Genomic DNA, 18,602 nt, shown 5'->3' on the forward strand with positions numbered 1-18,602 from the left:
CCGAGATACGCGGTGCGCTTGAACGTGAAATGCAAGACCAACGCACCTGGGAGACTCAATATCACCTGATCATGGCCCTCGGCATGACCGGCTCCCAGGGTGACGCCGAAATCTTGAAAGAATTGGCTCTGCAGCCCCGCAAGGCCACAGCCGTCAACGCCGCGCTCGGAGACGCAATCGTCCGACTCGACCGCGAAACCGACAACGACCCGCGCCCCGCGCTCTGGTGCCTGCAACAGGACGTAGAACTCCTCGATGACGGCGCGCTGCGTGCGGTAGCGATGCTCCAGTTGAACCTTCCAGAAGACGCGGTCGACCAAATCTTGGACTACACCGAGACTAGGTTCGACGAGAAGTACCTGCCGTATTGGCCCACTGTCGCTGCCGCCGGATGGTCCGGGCCACGGGTGCGGGCTTTCCTCACCCGCGGTTCACAAGACAGCCGCCAGATCATCGCCGCAGCCGCGAATGATGCGCTGAACGGTCGGTACGGGAACTATGTCAGCGTCCTGTAGGAGTGGTGAGGTTGTGCAATTTGTTCGATCAGCTGACACGCTCTCCGGAGATTTCTTGATTCTCGAATGGACACTTCGGCGTGGGTAGCCGAGAAGAGTCAGGGTGTGCCGAATATCGAGATGGTGCGATGATGTCAGAGAATGTTGATGTGCCACTCCCTCTGGTCGATGCGTTGGAGCTCTTTCGTGATATGAATGAGTTTGTTATATCGTTCGATAGAATTTCCTCTCGGATCACCTGGGGTGCTGATCCGCAGATCCTGATGGACTATATTGTTGACAGGAACGTGTTTCCGAGATTGGCCAAGATACGGGGACGCCTGGGGGATCTTGTGGAGTCAGTGATCGGTGAGGAACGGCTGGAAGAAATTGGCGAAAGCGGCTACGTATATCCTGGAGAGTCGTAGAAAGTACATCGGCGACTCTAGTGTCGTTGAGTGATTCGACGTGTGGCAACGAAGACGATAGATACTTTGTGGTGCTGTACATGTGGTTGGATCGCGCCATCGAGCGGCGTGTTCTTGTGGTAATTGGTAATGTTACGGTGCGCCATTGCGCCGGTTTATGTTGAAGGGTTTATGGGTTAGATGAAAAAGATCAACGTAATATTTACTGGTGCTTTGTTGGGGGCGTTGGCTCTGCCCGCGGTAACCGCGACTGCACAGCCGTTGTCGGTCGCGTCCAACGCCGTAACCGCCGAGCCGATTGATCAGGGTGGTAGTGGGTCGTCGTTCTCTGGGCCGGGGGTTTCGGGTTCGTCGACGACTGGGTCGTCGGGGTCGCTGAATACCGGGTCGCAGGAGAGTGGGGAAGAGGGGGACGGGTCTTCGGGGTCTTCGGATGGGCGGTTTTTGGGGCGTGTTTTGCGTGGTGTGGTTACTGGGTCCTGAGATTCGGTAGCACCATCGTGGGCGGCTGTGCTGGGGCATTGGTATAGCCGCCCGTTGGGCGCGGGACTGTGCGGGCAGCGCGGTTCCGCGGATCAACACATCGGATAGTTCGTCACTCGTAGTGCGTGCCCCGTTTGGGGCGTTGACGAGTTGGTCCTGCATGTCTTCGGGCGGTGGGGCGGCTCGTCTCTGAGGAGAAAGCAAGACCTGGTGAGACCACCCGACAACAATGAACCCGACTATGACGATCCTGAGGCGACGAAAGTCATCGGCATTCCTGTTGGTGCTTTTGATGGTGAGCATGGTTCGGATGAGGCGAATGCCGTTGAGGATGTGGATGATTCGGCCGACGAGGTGTCGGACGGGGATGGCTCCGGGGAGGACGGGGCGCTGGATGAGGAGGCGGTGTCGCCGTTGGTGCGGCGGTGGCGTCAGGCGACCGCGTATGTCACCGCGGGTGATGTTCGTCGGCATATGATGTTCGCCGCGGCGGCGGCCGTGGTGATCATCGCGGTGATCACGGTGGTGATCGTGGCGGGGACTGCTCCGAAGAAGAGCGATGAGGTGACCGATACCGCGTCGTCGTCGGAGTCGTCTTCGGGGACACAGAGTTTCGATGACATCACTCAGCTTCTCCAGGGCGGTCTCAGTAATACGACGACACCGCTCGAGACGACTTTCCCGCCTACCGTTTCCGAGACGCCGAGTGATGTGCCGCCTCCGGGTGAGGTTCCGAATGTGGAGTCTGGGGACGGCGATCAGTCGATCACTCCGGTGACGGTGACGGTGACGGACTCGGCTCCGGTCGAGAATGTCAGTGGGGATCCGGTCACGACGGAGACCAGCGTGGCGACCGAAACTGTTGCGCCGTCGACGATTACGGAGACACCGACCGCGGGGCCGGGGCCTGGGTTTTCGATCGACGGCAGCATTTCGGTGCAGGCGTCCCGGCCACCTGCCACGCAGGATGGTCGCCCGTCGACGGTCACCGTGGTTGTCCCGGCGGTTACGTCGCCACCGCAACCGTCCACCGTCACGGTGATCGTTCCGGCGACGACAACACCGCAACCGACAACACCGCAGCCGACGAAGCCGCCGACCACGAAGCCGACCGGGTGCCCGACCGCGACGACGCCGCCCAAGACGAAGACGACGACACCGTCGCCGACGACGACCACCCGGGCGCCGGTGACGACGACCCCGCAACGCACGACCACACCGACGCCGACGTCGAAGAAGCCGACGACCACCACCACGACCACGGCCCGTCCGTGCAAGTAGGAAACGTGGTATCGGCAACGGCGGCAGTGAGTTTCGAGGAATGATGAACAGCAGATACGCCTCCGGCGTTGGGGGTCGGAGGAGTCTCGCGCTGCTGGTGTCCGTAGTCGCAGTGGTTATCGGCGTCGCCGGGTGCGGTCGCGGCCCTGATCGTCAGGTCGGGGCCGCGCCGCCCGGTGCCGGTGAACCGTTGCCGGCGATCCAGTTGGTCGCGGCCGGTCGGCAGGCTGCTCCGTTGCAGGACTGGGCACGGAACCGGGGCGGTAAGTATGGGATTCCGGCGCGTGCGTTGCAGGCCTACGGGTATGCGGCGGTGGCGCTGGCGAAAACCCAACCCGGCTGCCATCTCGGGTGGACCACTCTGGCCGGTATCGCCCGGGTGGAAAGCGACCACGGTCGTCACCGTGGCGCGAAGATCGCGACCGATGGACAGGTGAAGCCGCCGATTCGTGGTGTCGCGCTCGATGGCACCAAAGGCAACGCCCGCATCGTCGATCCCGACGCATCCGCCCGCACTGGACACACTGTCTTCGCGGCGGCGGCGGGTCCGTTCCAGTTCATCCCCGATACCTGGAAACGGTGGGGCGTGCGTGCTGACACCGACTACAAAACTCTGGCCAGCACGCTGCAGAAAGCCAATCCCGCGGCATCCAACGAGCTGACGGGCAGCCCGGACAACATCGACGACGCGGCACTGGCGGCGGGACGCTACCTGTGTGCGTCCGGTGGTGACCTGTCCACGGCCCGCGGGTGGCGACAAGCCATCTTCGCCTACAACCATTCCGACACTTACGTGAGGCAAATACACGCCACCGCCACCAGCTACACGAGATAACGCTTCGTCAGCGCAGAATATAGGTATTCAGCCTTTCCTGAACTGTATGTTCGGGCGATTTGGCGTGCCCGTAACTCGTTGGGGGAGAGCATCTTTGTCGCTAGTTGTCACACCCCTGGAGATATGCTAGAAATTCGTCGCCGCAGCTTTTGCGACTCGGCCGCAACCCTTTCGGTGGGGACCAATTGGGTAGCGATATAAATTCCTGATGAGGAGAAATTCCATGAAGAATGTTCGTGCGGTCGGTGTCGCCATGCTCGTGGCATCGGGTCTGTTGCTGGCGGCGGCGGGTACGGCTTCGGCGGAACCCGCTGCGGCCGAACCCGTCGCAAGCACCGGTTCGGCAGGCGCCTTGGGCGGTCTGATCGATTCGCTGACCGCCGGTAGCAGTGATTCCGGTTCGTCGGTCAGCGGTGGTATCAAGGTCGGCAACGGCAACACTGCGGTGTGCGCCAACGGCTGCTCGAAGTAAGACGACCAGTAACCGAGTTCTGTTCTTGCAGAAGATGTTCGGTGTAAATGTAAAGGTGATGGATTGCCGACTCGTCAGTGCATGACAGATCGCCCGTTGACGAGCGGCAGATGAGTGAATGGGTGGCGGCGGTGCGACCCGCTGGTGTGTGGCGTCGCGTTCGTCCGCCGGTTGGCCCGGATTGGTCGGGTCGATGAGGTGGCGCTCGACCGGGTGTGGTCGAGCGGATTGAAGAATTCTCCGGAGAAGTGAGAAGCCCAGGGGTTAACGGGCTCTCGTGATGTGCCGGACCTTGCGCAGCCTCAGGATCCAGGCTCGACGGAGGCCAGCACCACGTTGTTAGGTTGATTCGCCCGTTCGCGGGTCGTTGTTGAGGTATGGGGTGTGAGTAGGTTTCGTAGTCGTGGCGCAGTGGTGCGATGGCTATTTGCATTGTGGCGTTTCCGGAGTGCGGTGGCCTGGTCGGTTGTTTTACTGGCACTGCTGGTCGTAAACATTCAGCGCCGTTGCTGACCTGCGGTTTTCGGGTGTGAGGGTGTGCCCGGCCGGTGTGCGGTCGGGTTGCTGTCTGGGAGTGGTTAGACGGGGACAGGATCGGGTGGGATCCAGGGACGTCCGGTCAGGGCGTCGCGTAGGACGTCGAGGGCTGCGTGACCGTGTTTAATGGCGGTGGAGACGTATCCGCGGATGCGCCACCGGTCTTCGGTGCGGTCTTCGCTGGTGAGGCGCCCGGAGATGTTCTGCTGAATTTTCGCGGGCCGCAGGTCGCGTTCGGCTTGGTTGGAGGTGGGTGGGACGCGCAAGTCGGTCGTGAAGCGCAGTACGTCGGCTTCGCGGTCGCGCAGGCATTGCAGCAGCAGGCGGGCTTTGCGTTCCCCGGGCCGGTCACCGTGGCGGACGGTTTCGGACAACCCGACTTTCACCCCGTCCCGCAGCCGGGTGATCAACTCCTGGGCCGCGCCCTTCTCGATCGCCGAAAGGTTCTCCGCGCGTGCCAGATTGGCGTGATGGATCAGCCCGCGCAGGGAGTCCGCGACCTGGGTGGGCCATTCGGCGTCGGGATAAACCTCGGCCGCGCCGGTGAGATCTCGGAGAAGATGGGCGCAGCACAACTGGTGGATGAGCGCTCCGAGGTGGTCGGAGTCGTAGTTGACGTAGCGGTCGTGCACCACGATCGCGCCGGCGGCGGCGAGGTCTTTGAGCACGAACGCTTTGAACGTCTCGAGGTCACGGCCACCGAGCAGGTAATGGGTATAGAGATCGGTGGCAGCGACCAGCAGATACTTGTCGGCTTTCTTCTTCCCCGCCTTCGGGGCGGCCGGGCCGACCCGGATCGGTGTTTCATCGCAGCACACCACGTGCGACACCACGATCAACGCCCGGATGCGTGCCTGCACCGCACCCAATGTGGCCGCGGTGCGGGCCAGCATGGCGTGCACGAACCCCGCACTCGGTGCGGCACCGGTCAACGCTGCCAGCAACGCCACACATCGTTGGACCGGAAGATGATGTACGACAAGGAGATAGACGGCCAGAGCTTGCAGATTCGGGCCGTAACCCACCGGGCCCGACCGGGCTCCGTCCGGGCGCGACGCGGCGTGGGTGCGCCCGCACCCGCAGGCGACCTCGTGGCAGTCGAACTGGGTGACGCGCACGGTCACCTCCGGGATGTCGTGGCGCTGATACCGGTCCACTATTCCCAGATCCTGGCCACCGGCCAGGTCCGCACCACAATCGCATGTGCCTTGCGGGAACAGGTTTTCCGTCGCGTTCGGGTCTTGGGTCCACGCCAGATTCGTGCCAGGGGACCCCGGCTGCTTGCCCCGTTTACGCTGCTGGACAGCAGGGTTCGGCTTCTTCTGTTTCTCCGCCGGGGGTTTGTGGCCCGGATCGTCGTCCCGCGACGGCGGCATCGAGGAGTTACCCGAGTTCCGAGTCAGTAAATGCTCGAGCCGCGCTACCCGAGCGACCAGTTCCGCATTCGTCTCCGACAACGCCGTCACTGCCGCGGTCAGCGCCGCGATCTGCTCATCACGTCGGTCAACCTGCCGATCACGCTGCGCCAGAAGCTCTCTGAGCTCCTCGACTCCCAGCTCAACCGGCACCCCCACATCGTGCACCACCAGCACCGATACCACCAACTGCGACACCGCACGCCCCCGACAACCATCCAGCTACCGAACCGGCTGAATGTTTACTGCTGGTCGTGATGGTGACCCAGGCCGGAGGCTTGCCGGATACGGCTAGTTGTGGGCTTTCGGTACCGGCCGAAGGTCACTTGGTGGCCCAGCACCGGGTGCGGTCGGTAAGGCGCTTGCAGCGTGGCGATCTCGTCGTCGCTCAGTCGTATCCGCACTGCGGCGACGGCGTCCTCCAGGTGTTTTGTCTTGGTGGCCCCGATGATCGGCGCGGTCACTCCGGGTCGACTGAGTAGCCAGGCCAACGCGATCTGCGCCGGCGGCAGGTCGCGCTCGGCGGCGACCGCGCGCACTGCGTCCACCACGTCGAAGTCCTCGTCGGTGTATATGCTGTTCGCGATGTGGTCCGAGCTGGATCGCACGGTGGTCTGTTCGCCGCCGCGTGCGCGGGAGCCGGTCAACAGCCCGCGTGCCAGCGGGCCCCACGGGATGACGCCGACACCCTGGTCGCGGCAGAGCGGGATCATCTCCCGCTCCTCCTCGCGGTAGACGAGGTTGTAGTGGTTCTGCATCGAGACGAACTTCGTCCAGCCATGTGTCTCGGCGTCGTGCTGTGCCTTGGCGAACTGCCAGGCGAACATGCTGGACGCGCCGATGTATCTAGCCTTTCCGGCAGTGACTACGTCGTTGAGTGCGTGCATGGTCTCCTCGATCGGCGTCTCGTTGTCCCAGCGGTGGATCTGGTACAGGTCGACGTGGTCGACGCCGAGCCGGTCGAGCGAGGCGTCGATGGCGGCCATGATGTGCTTGCGGGACAAGCCTTTATCGTTCGGGCCGGACCCCATCGGAAAGTAGACCTTGGTGGCCAGCACGTAAGTCGTCGCGGCGGGGGAGCAGCTTGGCGAGCAAGCGTCCAGTGATCAGTTCGCTGACGCCTTCGGAGTAAACGTCCGCGGTGTCGAAGAACGTCACTCCGGACTCGATGGCCTGTCGGACGATCGGCTCCGCGGCGTCCTCGCCGAGCATCCACGCCCACGAGTCGGGATTGCCGTAACTCATCATGCCGAGGCAGATTCGAGACACGGTGAGACCGGACGTGCCCAATCGGATGTATTCCATTAGTTCTCCTTGGTTTCTCGTTGTTCCTGGTGGATCGAGATGCCACCGGCGATCAGCGCGATGCCGGTCAGCTCCTGGACTGTGGGGACCTGCGCGAGCACCACGATCCCGATCAGCGTCGCGACAGCGGGCAGGATGCTCAGCATCAGCGCGAAGGTGTTGCGGCGTAGCCGGGCCATGGCGAGTTGGTCTGTCACATAAGGGATTACCGACGAGCAGATGCCCACGCCTACTCCGGCCAGCAGCGCCACCGGTTTGGTGGAGGCAGGGGTCGCGGCGCCGATGCAGAACGGTGTCGCGACCACCGCGGCGATCAGCATCGCGGCGCCGAGTTGGTCTATTCCGGAGAGCCCACCGGTGTTGGCGATCCGGTGGCCGAGGACCACGTGCAGCATGAACAGTGAACAGTTGACGAAGGCGAAGACGAACCCGAGCAGCGCGCCGGCGAGCTGGATGTCGACCAACGCGACCACGCCGACCACGGCGAGTGCGAGGGCAATCACGTTGCGGCCGTTGCGCATACCGATCGCGGCGAGCGTGATGATGCCGAGGAACTCGATCGCCCCGACGGTTGCCAGCGGTAGCCGCGCGATGGCCAGGTAGAACGTCGCGTTCATGGCCGCGAGTACCACGCCGAGCCCGAGCAGCACCCATCGCTGCTCCGGTGTGCTGTGTCGGAGCAGCCGCCACGGCTTGCGCCACATCGCGAAAATGACTGCGGCGCTGGCGATCCGAAGCCACGCAACGCCGAGTACGTCCATCCGGGTGAACAGTAGAACGGCGAAGGCGGGCCCGAGGTAATGGAAGACTGCGCTGATGCCGAAGTATGCCGGTGACGGCAGCCGCGGCATCGTTCGTCGCGGCGCGATCCCGGACGGTGTTGTCATGCGGAGTATCTTCCAAAGAAATGCCCGCAGCGGGAATGGCACTATCCAGGAAAATGGTGTGAGTTGGCTGAAAAAACAAGGCTGAATGGTCGAGATTCCTTTACCGAGCGATCGCGGCTGCTAGATGAGGTGAACGTGCGGCTGCTCAACGAACTGCACGACGATCCGCGGCTGTCCATGTCCGAACTGGCCCGCCGCGTCGGCATGTCGGCGCCCGCGGTCACCGAGCGGGTGCAGCGCCTGGAACAGCAGGGCGTGATCACCGGCTTCCGGATGGAAGTCGACCCGGCCGCCCTCGGCATGCCGGTGACCGCGCTGGTGCGTATCCGGCCGGGGCCCGGTCAACTGCCGAAAATCGTTGCGGCGGAACGGGATACGCCGCAGGTTGTCGAGTGCTTCCGGATCACCGGCGAGGACTGCTTCTTGCTCAAGGTGCACGGCCCGTCGATCGGTGAGCTCGAGGAACTGCTCGACGGATTCCTCATGTTCGGGCAGACGACCACCTCGATCGTTGTGTCCGAGCCGGTGCCACGGCGGCCGCTGCCCGTACTGAACAAGCTCGGCGCGCATCCATACCGCTGATCGGTTGGCTGCCAACGGCCCTGGAACATCACACCGTGCCTGGGGTCGGCTGGATAGTGTTGTGCCCCATGGAGTCCGAACTAGCCTCGATCTTTCGCCGGGTTGATGTGCTGGCCTGATCGGGTTCGGATTGGGTGTTTCGGTCGTAGTTTTCCGGTTGCGGGCAGGGCAGCTGGCCCGCGCAGCGGGCTGGCTGCCGGGTTCCACTGGCCCGGGTGGTTGGTTTCCTTGGTTGCAGGGACGGTTTCTGGCTGGTCAGCCGGGTTGCAGGCGTGCTGCGGCGGTGGTGAGCAGTTCGGTGTAGGGGGCGTGCCGCGCCAGGTGCAGTGTGGTTTTGCGGGCATGGCGGGCGATGCGTCCGGCGGCTGAAAACAGCCGCAGCCGTAGCGTTTTCGGTTCCCAGCGACGTGCGGGGTGGTCGTGCAGGGCGAGTGTCTGCATCCAGGCGGTCAGGTCGAGTGCGAGCGCGACGACGGCGAGCCAGATGCGGTTGGCGTCGAAGCTGTGGAACGGAAGATTGCGCAGGCCAGTGTCTTTCGCGTTTCTGATCCGGTCTTCGCAGCGGGCCCGCTGGCGGTGACGCAACTCGAGGTCGGGCAGCTGGCCGCGGGTGGTGTTGGTGACGAACGCGGTCAACCGCATCCCGTCGCGGTCGGTGAACCGCAGCTGAGCACCGGGGTGTGGTCTCTCTTTCCTGACGATGAGCCGCATGCCGGGCGGCCATCCGGTCAACTCGGTGATGCCGGTGACTTCCACGACCCAGGCGCCGTCGCGGACCTCGCCGTCTGCGTCGTAGGCCGGTGTCCAATCCTGCGGATTCAGGTGGGTGCCCATGGCGGTGACGATCTCGTCGGTGAGAGTGAACCCGACCGAGTACTGCAGCCGGCGGCGGTGGCAGTAGTCGAGGAACTCGTGGGTGCCGCCACCGGAATCGGTGCGCACCAGCACTTTCCGGCCGACCCGCCATCCCGGCTGCCACGGCAGCTGAGCGAGGGCATCGCGGAGAACCTGCTTGTGGTCGGCAGCGGTATTACTACCGGCGTTGCCCGGCCGCAGCATGGGCGCGGCGGGCTCGCCGGTGCCGGTGCGACCGTGGTCGATGAACGACCACAGCGAGTGGAAGCCGAAGCCCCGCTTGAACGTCGGTGTGGCGTTCTGTTTTTCCGAGTGCGCGTCGGTCAGGGTGGCGTCGAGATCGATGATTAACGGATCATCGATGTTGATCCCGTGACCGGGGGCGTTCGGCCCAGCCACGGCCCACGCCTGCGCCCGCGCGTCCGCGCGTGCAGAAGCGATGGCGGCCAACGCTTTCGGTGCCTGGGCAGCCAGCGCGGTGATCGTCCGCGACACCGTCGGATCCGAGGCCACCAGACCGAACACGCCCGGCTCGGCCCGTAACAACGCCACATCCGCGGCGCAGTCACCACCGACCGCGAGTGTCACCGCCAAATCCAGCACGATCTTGCCCGGGTCGTGGACAGCCATCGGTTTGCGCCACGGCCCCAACTGTTCCGACAAACCCCAGGTCAAACCAGTTATCTCGGCAGTACGCAGCAGCAGTGCCGCACCTGCGTGTGACACCACGCCCGCACCGTCACCGTCGATGGTCAGCCGCGGATACGGCGATATAGACTTGCCCACCAGAAAGGTGCTCCAAAACCTCGATCAATTCAGCCTTCGCAAGTCGAATTATCGCAGGTCGGAGCACCTTTCGCCATTCCCGCCGCAGGTTAGGCGCCATTACCATGATTGGCCGAGGCTAGTCGAAGGCGTTGCCAGGCTGCCGCGTAAGCGGATGGGTTCCGGCGCGTTGTTCGTCGATGAGCGCGACCGTGTGTTACTGGTTGAGCCGACGTACAAGGATTACTGGGAACTACCAGGAGGGGTCGTCGAAGCCAACGAATCGCCCCTGGCCGCGGTTGTCCGGGAGATCGATGAGGAGCTCGGTCTGACGGTGTCGATGGGTCGGCTACTGGTGGTGGATTGGGTTCCGCCAGGTTTGTATCCCAGCGACGGGGTGATGTTCCTCTACGACGGCGGGTAGCTCGGAGCCGATCAGACAGCGGCAATAGCGTTGCAGGCAGACGAACTTCGCAATTGGGCGTGGTGCGACGAGGCCGAGGTCTCAGAGCGACTGCCGGCGGTGTTGGCTCGCCGCGTGGCCGCCGCGCGCTCAGTCCGCCGCGACGGTGGCGTCGTGTATCTCGAAGACGGCTTCGTCGTTGGGTGATCGAACGTCCGGTAGTGCCGTTGCGACACGAGGTCACACGATGCGAGTGAACTCGCAGATAGGAGGGCCGAACTTGGTTTCGGCTGTGTGAGTTCCGGGTGCGTGCTCGATGCCCGGCCCCGCTCTGACGTGCGTTGCTGGTAACGGCAGGGTGCGAAGCTCAGAGGAACGCCGAAGGGTCTCCGTTCCATCCGGGGGCCACGGGCCAGGGGCAGGCCGGACGGGTGAATTGCGTGAACCTTCGTTGATGTCTCGTAAAGCGGGCCCTGTCGATGGATGAAGTGTTGGCAGGGGGTAGGGGCTGGCCGTTGGGAAGCGGCAGGCGCCGGTCGGGGACGGCACTCGACCGGGAGAGCACCGCCGTCCCCGGGATATAGGAGGCACCCTCCCCGGTCGTATCTCGCGCGTGTGGAACGTGGTAACCCCGACGGGGTCCGGGCATCGAATGTTGGTGTCGGGTAGGCCGACTGTGAGGAAAGCTGAACTCCCCGAGCGGGATCGGGATGGCCCGAGAAGCGAATGCCGGTGGCCGAAAGGCAACGGGAAACCACGACGGTAGTTACTGGCCCCTCCGCTGGTGCGTGGTGGATAACCGGCCGGATACCGGACCATGTGTCCGGACTCGAAAGACATCCCAGGAGCTTGAATGTCAAGCAGCGGACTGCTGAGCTGGGTCGGGCCAGGCTGTGGTCTCGTTGTAGAGGGTTCCGGTTTTGAGGCAGCCGTGCAGGATCCCGACGAGTCGGTTGGCGAGCTGGCGTAGCGCGGCGTAGTGACCGACACCGCGGGCTCGCTGACGGTCGTAGTAGTCGCGGGCGCCCCGGGACCACATCAGCGCGGATTGCGCCTGGGTGGTGAGGGCGTCGATGAGCCGGTCGTTGTGTACGAACCGGGCCAGGGCGACCTTCTTCTTGCCCGACGCGCGGGTGATCGGGGAGGTGCCCGCGTAGTTCTTGCGGGCTTTGGCGCTGCGGTAGCGGTCGGGGTCGTCACCGAACTCTGCGAGCACCCGGGCACCGAGGACCTGTCCCAAACCGGGCTGGGACGCGATGATCTCAGCGGCCGGGTGCTGCCCAAAATGCGCCTCGACCTGCCCCTGCAACGTCTTGATCTGGGTGTTGAGGACAGTCAGGACCGCCAGCAGCGCCTGGACCGAGGCTGCGTAGGCCTGCGCCACGACCTCGGGCTGGCCGAGCTGCTCGCTGCGCAGTGCGGCCGCAATAGCGGTGGCTTTGTCGGCGACGTTGCGGCGGCGCGCCCGCTTCAACGCGGCACTGATCTGGGGGATCGTGAGCCGGGCCGCCGCAGCTGGGGTGGGTGCTTTGGCGAGCAGTTCCAGGGTGTCGGCGGCGTCGAGGTCGTCGAACGCGGCCAGCGCGGCGGGGAAGTAGTCACGCAGAGCGTGACGCAACCGCTGGGTGTGGCGAGTTCGGTCCCAGATCATCGTCTTGTGAGCACGGGCCACCACCTTCACGGCCTCGGCTCGCGCGGAATCCCCAGCGACAGGTCGCAATTCGTGGGAATGGGTGCGGACCATATCCGCCAGCACGTGAGCGTCACCAGCGTCGCTTTTGGCACCCGAGACTCCCAGCCGGTCCCGAAACCTGGCCGCCTGCAATGGATTCACCGCCAGTACCGTGTATCCGGCGGCGACCAGCGCCCCGACCCAGGGACCGCGGTCGGTCTCGATCCCGACCAGGACCTCGACCTCGTCGGCGTCGTCGACCAGGCCGCCGAGGATCGCGTGCAGTCTCGCCATTCCGGCGACGCCCTCGGGCACGCGCGTTTTGGCCAGGCGGCGCCCGGCGGTGTCCATCACCTCCACGTCGTGGTGGTCTTCAGCCCAGTCATCTCCTACGAACAGTCGCAACAATCCTCCAATTGCTAATGCCGATCACCGTCGAGCAGCCAGCAGGAGAACCATCAGCGACCTAATCAAGCAGTGCTCACGCCCATTCGGGCGGGCACGACATCCCAGCAGCGATCAACTCTCCCGGCCTACCGGCAGGGGCACGGTCTTTCTCCAGGACTCGAAGTCCAGGGTGCGAAAGTGCTCACCTACCGGCCGGCTACTACCAGGAGTGTGCCGGATAGCTCACTCCCAGAACTGATTAGGGTGCTGACGCGGGCCAGGTGAGCCTGTGAGGTATTGGTTGACAACGACACTGGAACCGACGGACAAGTTGGATACCGGATCGGCGCGAGCTGTGATGGTGAACGGACCGGAGGACGGCGAATTCGATTGGGCCGCGCTGGATTGGCGGGCCGTCGAGAACAACGTACGGCGTTTGCGGCAACGGATCTTCACGGCGACGCAGGCAGGGAACTGGAAACGGGTCCGCAACCTGCAAAAGCTGATGCTCCGCTCGCGCGCGAACACGCTGATCAGCGTGCGGCGGGTGACGGAGATCAATGCCGGTCGCAAGACCCCGGGCATCGACGGGCAGGTCATCTCGACCGGCCCGGAGAAGGTGGAACTGACGCGGTGGGTTCACCGCCAAGTGAAACCGTGGACGGCCCGGCCGGTCAAGCGGGTGTATATCCCCAAGGCCAACGGGAAGCGGCGGGCACTGGGCATTCCGGTGATCGTGGATCGGGTGCTGCAAGCGCGGGTGGTCAACGCGCTGGAACCGGAGTGGGAGGCCCGATTCGAACCGAGATCCTATGGATTTCGGCCGGGTCGCGGCTGCCACGACGCGATCGAGGCCATCTTCCAGGTGGCCAAGGGCACCAACCCGGGACGCCAGTGGGTGCTCGACGCCGACCTGAGGGCGGCGTTCGACCGCATCGACCACGACAGCCTGCTCGATCAGATCGGCGGATTCCCTGCCAGCAGGAGTATTCGGCGATGGCTCAGGGCCGGAGTGGTCGACAACGGGCAGTTCACTGCCACCGAGGCGGGAACACCGCAAGGTGGGGTGGTCAGCCCCGTGCTGCTGAACGTGGCCCTGCACGGAATGGAGCAGGCCGCCGGAGTCCGATATGCGCGTGTCGATGCTAATTCATTGGTGGCGCAACGGAATTCCCCGGTGCTGATCAGATATGCCGACGACCTGGTCGCCCTCTGTCACTCCAGGCAGCAGGCCGAACAGATCAAAGCACAGCTTGCCGCATGGCTGAATCCACGGGGACTGGCCTTCAACGAGGACAAGACACGCATCGCCCACCTCGACGAGGGCTTCGATTTCCTCGGGTTCAACGTCCGCCGCTATCGCGGCACGCTGCTGATCAAACCGAGCAAAGCGGCACTGAGACGGATCCGGGAACGGCTGCGCACCGAAATATGGTCCCTGCGGGGATCCAATGCGGCCGCAGTGATTTCACGGCTCAACCCCATCATCGGGGGCTGGGCCGCCTATTACCGGAGCGTGGTATCCAGTGAGGAATTCAACGATCTGGATCACTACCTGTGGAAGCTCATCTACAAATGGGCCAAACACAGCCACCCGAACAAGCCGACGCGGTGGATCGTTCGCCGCTACTTCGGTGCGTTCAACACATCCCGGCGAGATCGGTGGGTGTTCGGTGACCGCGTCAGCGGCGCTTACCTGCTGAAATTCGCCTGGACCAGGATTGTCCGGCACCAGATGGTCAAGGGCACCGCATCGGTCGATGATCCCGCCCTAACCGACTACTGGAAAACCCGGCGGCGCAAAGGAATACGGCTTCCCATCGACAGCACCCGACTGCGGCTGCTCCAAACGCAGCACGGTCGCTGCCCGCGATGCGGTGAGTTGCTCCTGCACGCCGAGCATCCGCCACAAACCCCGGCCGAATGGGAACAGTGGCTGGCGGCTACCCGCAAGGCAATCACCAACAACGCCATCACCTTACGGGACCGGGCACCGGACCAATCCGAACTCCGTCTCATCCACACACGCTGCCACCCCCGGCAGCCCGGCACACCATCAGCCCGCCAAGGGCTTGCTTGAGCCGGATGCATGGAAATCGTGCACGTCCGGTTCTGAGGGGGGCCGGGCGCAGTAATGCGCTCGGCCTACCCGGCATTTCCGTGTGTCCAGCCATCCTCAACGGGCGGGCCGCGGTCGATCTCGCGGCGTCCATGCGCGTGCACCGCGACCGGCATACCGCGCTGATCGAAACGGCCAGCGCGATACGCGCCGTCGTGTGCAGCGCTACGGCGCAAGGACGTCCGCACACGCTGACTGGCGCGCGATCGGCGGTCGGTCGGCGTGTGTGAGGTGTCGGCGCTCCATGCCACCATTCTCGTATGTCACTGGAGTTCTTCAATGGGTTGTCCGGGACGTTGGCGATCGAGCTGACGGAACCGACCAAAGATGTCGCGGCGAACCTGTCTAATCAGAGTGCGACGGCAACCGCGGCGATCAGGGGAGTTTCGTTTGCGCTGAATGTGTTCGGCGAGGGGGACTTCCGTGACTTGACCGTCGATGAGTTCGACCGCGTCGTCCTGGAACTGCCCATGCTGAACTTGCGTGGGTTCGGCGATCCCGTTGAACACCGAGCGCCCAACGGAAAGCGGTTCACTGTGCGTGACCTGATCGCCGCTATCGCCGAGACGGAACGGAGCACTCGCCAGCAGTCGCAGTGGTTCGGCGGCGTCGACGTGCATCACGTCTTCTTCGAAGGCATCCACGAGGGGGACGATGGAGTTTGGGAGATCTATTGGGGGTCGTGAACATTCGACGGTGCCCGTGAGGACGCGGCCAGCGGGAGTACTCGGTCATGCGTCCGACCCCTGGTGTGATGCCAGTACGCGGTGGAACAACCCGATCACCGACCGCAAGACCGGGCTTCACCCTGATGCACGTCGAATCTCACTGTCAGGGCGACGAATCCTAGGTCTCCCGACAGTTGAGCAACGCCCCCGTCTCGGGATGGTCTTTATGCGAGACTGGCGCTGTGCAGCCTAAGCGCAGGATTCACTTCGTGGGCAGCTTGCCCGCGCAGTTGGACAGTCCAGAGAAGGCAATGGCGTTCGCCCTCGACACCGCCGGTGACTTCCTGGACGGCCTGGTTCCGGGCGGTGAAGCGGATCCCTATCGGGCCCAGTGGTACGTCAGACCCATCATCGATCGGCTCGGCAAATCCCCGGCGCTGACGCCCGTGCGCCGCGGTGATTGGTCGACCCTGCGTTCCCGTGACACCTTCAAGCTGCGGGCAGGCCGATCGCTGGCCGAAGCCGATATCGACGCCGCGCTCGGCTATGCGGAGGAGGCCCGGCGTGCCTGGGACGCGTTGGTCGACAGGCGCCGAACCGATCCCGGACTTCGCTTGCAGGTAGGCATACCGACGCCCTTCGTCATCGGTTTCATCGCCTTCGAGGCGCGGATGCTCAGGTGGCGTCGCGGCTCGGCCGGTCGTGGTGACCGAGGCTTTCCCTATTACCGCCCGATTATCGATGCCACTGTCCGGGAGATCGTCCGTATCCATGAGGCGTTGCGGGACAACGTCGTATTCCAACTCGAACTGCCAGGGGAGACGCTCCTCTGCGCGGGGATGCCTGCGGGCCTGCGCCAGGGCCCGGCCACCGTGACGGGTCGAGCGATCGCACGCCTCGTCGCACGGGCGCCTCATGGTTCCCGTTTCGGTGTGCACTTGTGCTACGGGAGCCTTGACGACAAGCCGGTCGTCAAGCCGAGATCGACGGCCCCGGTCGTCGCACTGGCCAACGCGATAGCGCGATACTGGCCTGCGGGAAGGCATCTCGATTTCGTCCACTTCCCCATCGGCGACGGCAAACAGGCACCGGTTCGGCCGCAGTACTACGCGCCCCTCGCGCGCCTCGAACTGCCTGCCACTACGCGTGTTGTCGCCGGGCTTGCGCATCCGACGCAGCCGCTCGCGCAAGCACGACAGGGGCTGGCGGCAGCGGAGTCGGCCTACGGCGGCCTGTTGGACGTCGCGGCCCCATGCGGTCTAGGCCGCTATACGACCGTCGACCGGGCGCGGTCCGCGGTAGCACACGCAGTCGCCTTGGCTGAAACAGATCCGTAAAGCGGCCGGAACTCTTCGACGGTGCTACGCACACGTCCAAGCCCCACCAGCGACGGCGGTGGCGAGTAAGTGCTGGCAGACCTGTCGCGGAGTGTTGGATCATGTTGTGTCGGAGCACGGTTCGTCGATGGCTCGGATCGGGGGCCGGGTTCGGGCGGGCGGAGCAGCGCCTCGTTCGGGCAACGCGTACTCCACAAAATCTGGGCAGCAGATCTCTGGAGGAGCATCCGGCCGAGGTAGCGATCGGCTACCGTTGCACCTGTGATCGAAGGAACTGCAGGGCCGGCGGCGGAGGACGACCGAAAGCCGCAACCGTTCGACATCGATCTGGCCAACTCTGCCCGGGTGTATGACTACCTATTGGGCGGAAAGGACAGTCACGAGAGCGACCGTGACAAGGCCGATGAAATGCTCTCTCGCGCACCCGAAATCAAGACCGTGGTCTGGTTCGCCCGGAGTTTCATGCTCAAAGCGGTCCAGCTGGCCGCGGACGCCGGTATCCGTCAGTTCGTCGATCTCGGCTCGGGCATCCCGAACTCGCCCAACGTGCACGAGGCGGCGCGGGAGATCGAGCCGTCGGCGCAGGTGGTGTACGTCGACTACGACCCGGTCGTGCGGGCCCATTGCGATGCGCTGCTGGCCAAACCACGCGGTGTCACAGCACTACTGGGCGACATTCGTCATCCCCACGACATCCTCGATCAGCTGAAGAACCAGACCCTGATCGACTTCAACGAGCCGGTGGCGATCCTGCTCATCGGTGTGCTGCATTACGTGATGGACGACGAACACCCCGCCGAGATCATCGCCGCCTTCCGCGATCAGATGGCACCAGGCAGTTACCTGGCGATCACTCATGGCTCCAGTGATTCCTCCCCGGAAATACTCGAGGTGCTCGCCGCCACCAAGAACACGTCAACCCAGGTGGAATTTCGGTCCACAGCACAGACGGAGGCATTCCTCGCCGGCTTCGAGTTGTTCGAACCTGGTGTGGTGCCAGTACAGGAGTGGCTCCGCCCCGACTTGCCGGAAACTCGAATGGTCATGCTCGGTGCCATCGGCCGCAAACCCTGAGAATCCGACAGGAACAAGAGTAATCTCGAACACGCCAATTTGTTGTTGGCCGCCTGCACATTCGAGCGTGCGTCAGGTGCTGTCCCAGTCGATCAGAGGATGAAACAATGAAGACCCTCAAAGCTGTCGCTGGTGTCGTGTCGACGATCGCATCGGTCGCCGTTGTCACGACCGGCGCCACGGTTGTCAATGCCCCTATCGCCGCTGCCGCTCCCGGCGGGTTCCTTATCACCAAAGAGGTTCCCACCCTGGAGGATCTCGACGCTCAGGTCGCGTTCCTGATCGAAACACCCGCCTCCGACGAGGCCAAGGCGGCCAATATGGAAGGCGGCATGCGGGCGGTCGTGGTTGCGGACACCCTCTACAACATCGGCTGGTACCGAGCTCCGCGCGGGTCGAATGACATCACTGGTCCCGAAACCCACGACGGCAACGTGCACACCGCGATGCTGCGCAGCAAGTCAGCGGGACAGCCGGATCTTGTTGCGCGCGTGGTCTGGAAGCGTATCGATGGTGTCTGGAAGTTGTCCAACAGCTCCGTGTGCGAGGGCGTCAAGGCCGTCGGGCTGGCAATGGGCTGCGACTTCTGACCGGCTCCGAGCG

The 18,602-nt window shown here is 64.0% G+C and carries 19 protein-coding genes; 11 read left to right on the forward strand and 8 right to left on the reverse strand.

The window, feature by feature from the left end:
• The first annotated feature begins 29 nt into the window (after positions 1-29).
• Positions 30-515: a hypothetical protein gene (locus ACQPW1_RS19185; protein ID WP_433664054.1), complete on the forward strand. Its 486-nt coding sequence runs from the start codon at positions 30-32 to the stop codon at positions 513-515.
• A gap of 131 nt (positions 516-646) precedes the next feature.
• Positions 647-922, forward strand: coding sequence for a hypothetical protein (locus ACQPW1_RS19190; RefSeq protein WP_433664055.1), 276 nt, complete (start codon positions 647-649; stop codon positions 920-922).
• Positions 923-1,836: 914 nt separating this feature from the next.
• Here the strand turns inward: ACQPW1_RS19190 and ACQPW1_RS19195 are convergent.
• Both ACQPW1_RS19195 and ACQPW1_RS19200 read right to left on the reverse strand, forming a co-directional pair.
• The gene (locus ACQPW1_RS19195; RefSeq protein ID WP_433664056.1) at positions 1,837-2,028 is read right to left on the reverse strand and encodes a hypothetical protein; all 192 of its coding nucleotides are present in this window, start codon (positions 2,026-2,028) and stop codon (positions 1,837-1,839) included.
• A 135-nt stretch (positions 2,029-2,163) separates the two neighbouring features.
• Entirely contained in the window at positions 2,164-2,682 is a 519-nt protein-coding gene (locus ACQPW1_RS19200; protein WP_433664057.1) for a hypothetical protein, read from the reverse strand.
• Positions 2,683-2,783: 101 nt separating this feature from the next.
• On the opposite strand from ACQPW1_RS19200, the gene ACQPW1_RS19205 reads away from it, so the two are divergent.
• Positions 2,784-3,521, forward strand: coding sequence for a murein transglycosylase (locus ACQPW1_RS19205; protein WP_433664058.1), 738 nt, complete (start codon positions 2,784-2,786; stop codon positions 3,519-3,521).
• 223 nt (positions 3,522-3,744) lie between these two features.
• Positions 3,745-3,993 (forward strand): hypothetical protein, encoded by a 249-nt coding sequence (locus tag ACQPW1_RS19210; protein ID WP_433664059.1) that lies wholly within the window; start codon positions 3,745-3,747, stop codon positions 3,991-3,993.
• A gap of 578 nt (positions 3,994-4,571) precedes the next feature.
• Here ACQPW1_RS19210 and tnpC read toward each other — a convergent pair.
• Genes tnpC through ACQPW1_RS19230 form a run of 4 tightly spaced genes read right to left on the reverse strand, consistent with a single transcriptional unit; the run spans position 4,572 to position 8,137 of the window.
• On the reverse strand, positions 4,572-6,143 hold the full coding sequence (tnpC, locus tag ACQPW1_RS19215) for an IS66 family transposase (protein ID WP_433654008.1): 1,572 nt from the start codon (positions 6,141-6,143) through the stop codon (positions 4,572-4,574).
• A 44-nt stretch (positions 6,144-6,187) separates the two neighbouring features.
• Positions 6,188-6,949, reverse strand: a complete 762-nt coding sequence (locus ACQPW1_RS19220; RefSeq protein WP_433664060.1) for an aldo/keto reductase — start codon at positions 6,947-6,949, stop codon at positions 6,188-6,190.
• A gap of 4 nt (positions 6,950-6,953) precedes the next feature.
• Positions 6,954-7,250, reverse strand: coding sequence for an aldo/keto reductase (locus ACQPW1_RS19225; RefSeq protein ID WP_433664061.1), 297 nt, complete (start codon positions 7,248-7,250; stop codon positions 6,954-6,956).
• On the reverse strand, positions 7,250-8,137 hold the full coding sequence (locus tag ACQPW1_RS19230; RefSeq protein WP_433664062.1) for an EamA family transporter: 888 nt from the start codon (positions 8,135-8,137) through the stop codon (positions 7,250-7,252). The genes ACQPW1_RS19225 and ACQPW1_RS19230 overlap by 1 nt, the downstream gene beginning before the upstream one ends.
• 129 nt (positions 8,138-8,266) lie before the next feature.
• On the opposite strand from ACQPW1_RS19230, the gene ACQPW1_RS19235 reads away from it, so the two are divergent.
• Positions 8,267-8,719 carry an Lrp/AsnC family transcriptional regulator gene (locus tag ACQPW1_RS19235; protein WP_433664063.1) on the forward strand — a complete coding sequence of 151 codons (453 nt, stop codon included), beginning with the start codon at positions 8,267-8,269 and terminating at the stop codon, positions 8,717-8,719.
• Between the two features lie 255 nt (positions 8,720-8,974).
• On the opposite strand, the gene ACQPW1_RS19240 is transcribed toward ACQPW1_RS19235, so the two are convergent.
• Entirely contained in the window at positions 8,975-10,360 is a 1,386-nt protein-coding gene (locus ACQPW1_RS19240; protein ID WP_433655183.1) for an IS1380 family transposase, read from the reverse strand.
• 154 nt (positions 10,361-10,514) lie between these two features.
• Here ACQPW1_RS19240 and ACQPW1_RS19245 point away from each other — a divergent pair, with 154 nt between their 5' ends.
• Positions 10,515-10,763, forward strand: a complete 249-nt coding sequence (locus tag ACQPW1_RS19245) for an NUDIX domain-containing protein (protein WP_433664064.1) — start codon at positions 10,515-10,517, stop codon at positions 10,761-10,763.
• An 835-nt stretch (positions 10,764-11,598) separates the two neighbouring features.
• Here ACQPW1_RS19245 and ACQPW1_RS19250 read toward each other — a convergent pair.
• Positions 11,599-12,822: an IS110 family transposase gene (locus ACQPW1_RS19250; RefSeq protein ID WP_433654210.1), complete on the reverse strand. Its 1,224-nt coding sequence runs from the start codon at positions 12,820-12,822 to the stop codon at positions 11,599-11,601.
• 280 nt (positions 12,823-13,102) lie between these two features.
• Between ACQPW1_RS19250 and ltrA the strand changes: the two genes are divergently transcribed.
• The 5 genes from ltrA (at position 13,103) to ACQPW1_RS19275 (ending at position 18,589) form a co-directional block, all read left to right on the forward strand.
• Entirely contained in the window at positions 13,103-14,881 is a 1,779-nt protein-coding gene (ltrA, locus tag ACQPW1_RS19255; RefSeq protein ID WP_433662340.1) for a group II intron reverse transcriptase/maturase, read from the forward strand.
• A 299-nt stretch (positions 14,882-15,180) separates the two neighbouring features.
• A complete protein-coding gene (locus ACQPW1_RS19260) occupies positions 15,181-15,606 on the forward strand; it encodes a hypothetical protein (protein WP_433664066.1) in 426 nt (141 codons plus the stop codon).
• 251 nt (positions 15,607-15,857) lie between these two features.
• A complete protein-coding gene (locus tag ACQPW1_RS19265) occupies positions 15,858-16,925 on the forward strand; it encodes a hypothetical protein (protein WP_433664068.1) in 1,068 nt (355 codons plus the stop codon).
• Between the two features lie 261 nt (positions 16,926-17,186).
• Positions 17,187-17,999, forward strand: a complete 813-nt coding sequence (locus tag ACQPW1_RS19270; protein ID WP_433664069.1) for an SAM-dependent methyltransferase — start codon at positions 17,187-17,189, stop codon at positions 17,997-17,999.
• 107 nt (positions 18,000-18,106) lie between these two features.
• Positions 18,107-18,589 (forward strand): hypothetical protein, encoded by a 483-nt coding sequence (locus tag ACQPW1_RS19275; protein ID WP_433664070.1) that lies wholly within the window; start codon positions 18,107-18,109, stop codon positions 18,587-18,589.
• Positions 18,590-18,602: the final 13 nt, after the last annotated feature.

This window comes from Nocardia sp. CA-128927, from assembly GCF_050955855.1.
Taxonomy (GTDB): Bacteria; Actinomycetota; Actinomycetes; order Mycobacteriales; family Mycobacteriaceae; genus Nocardia.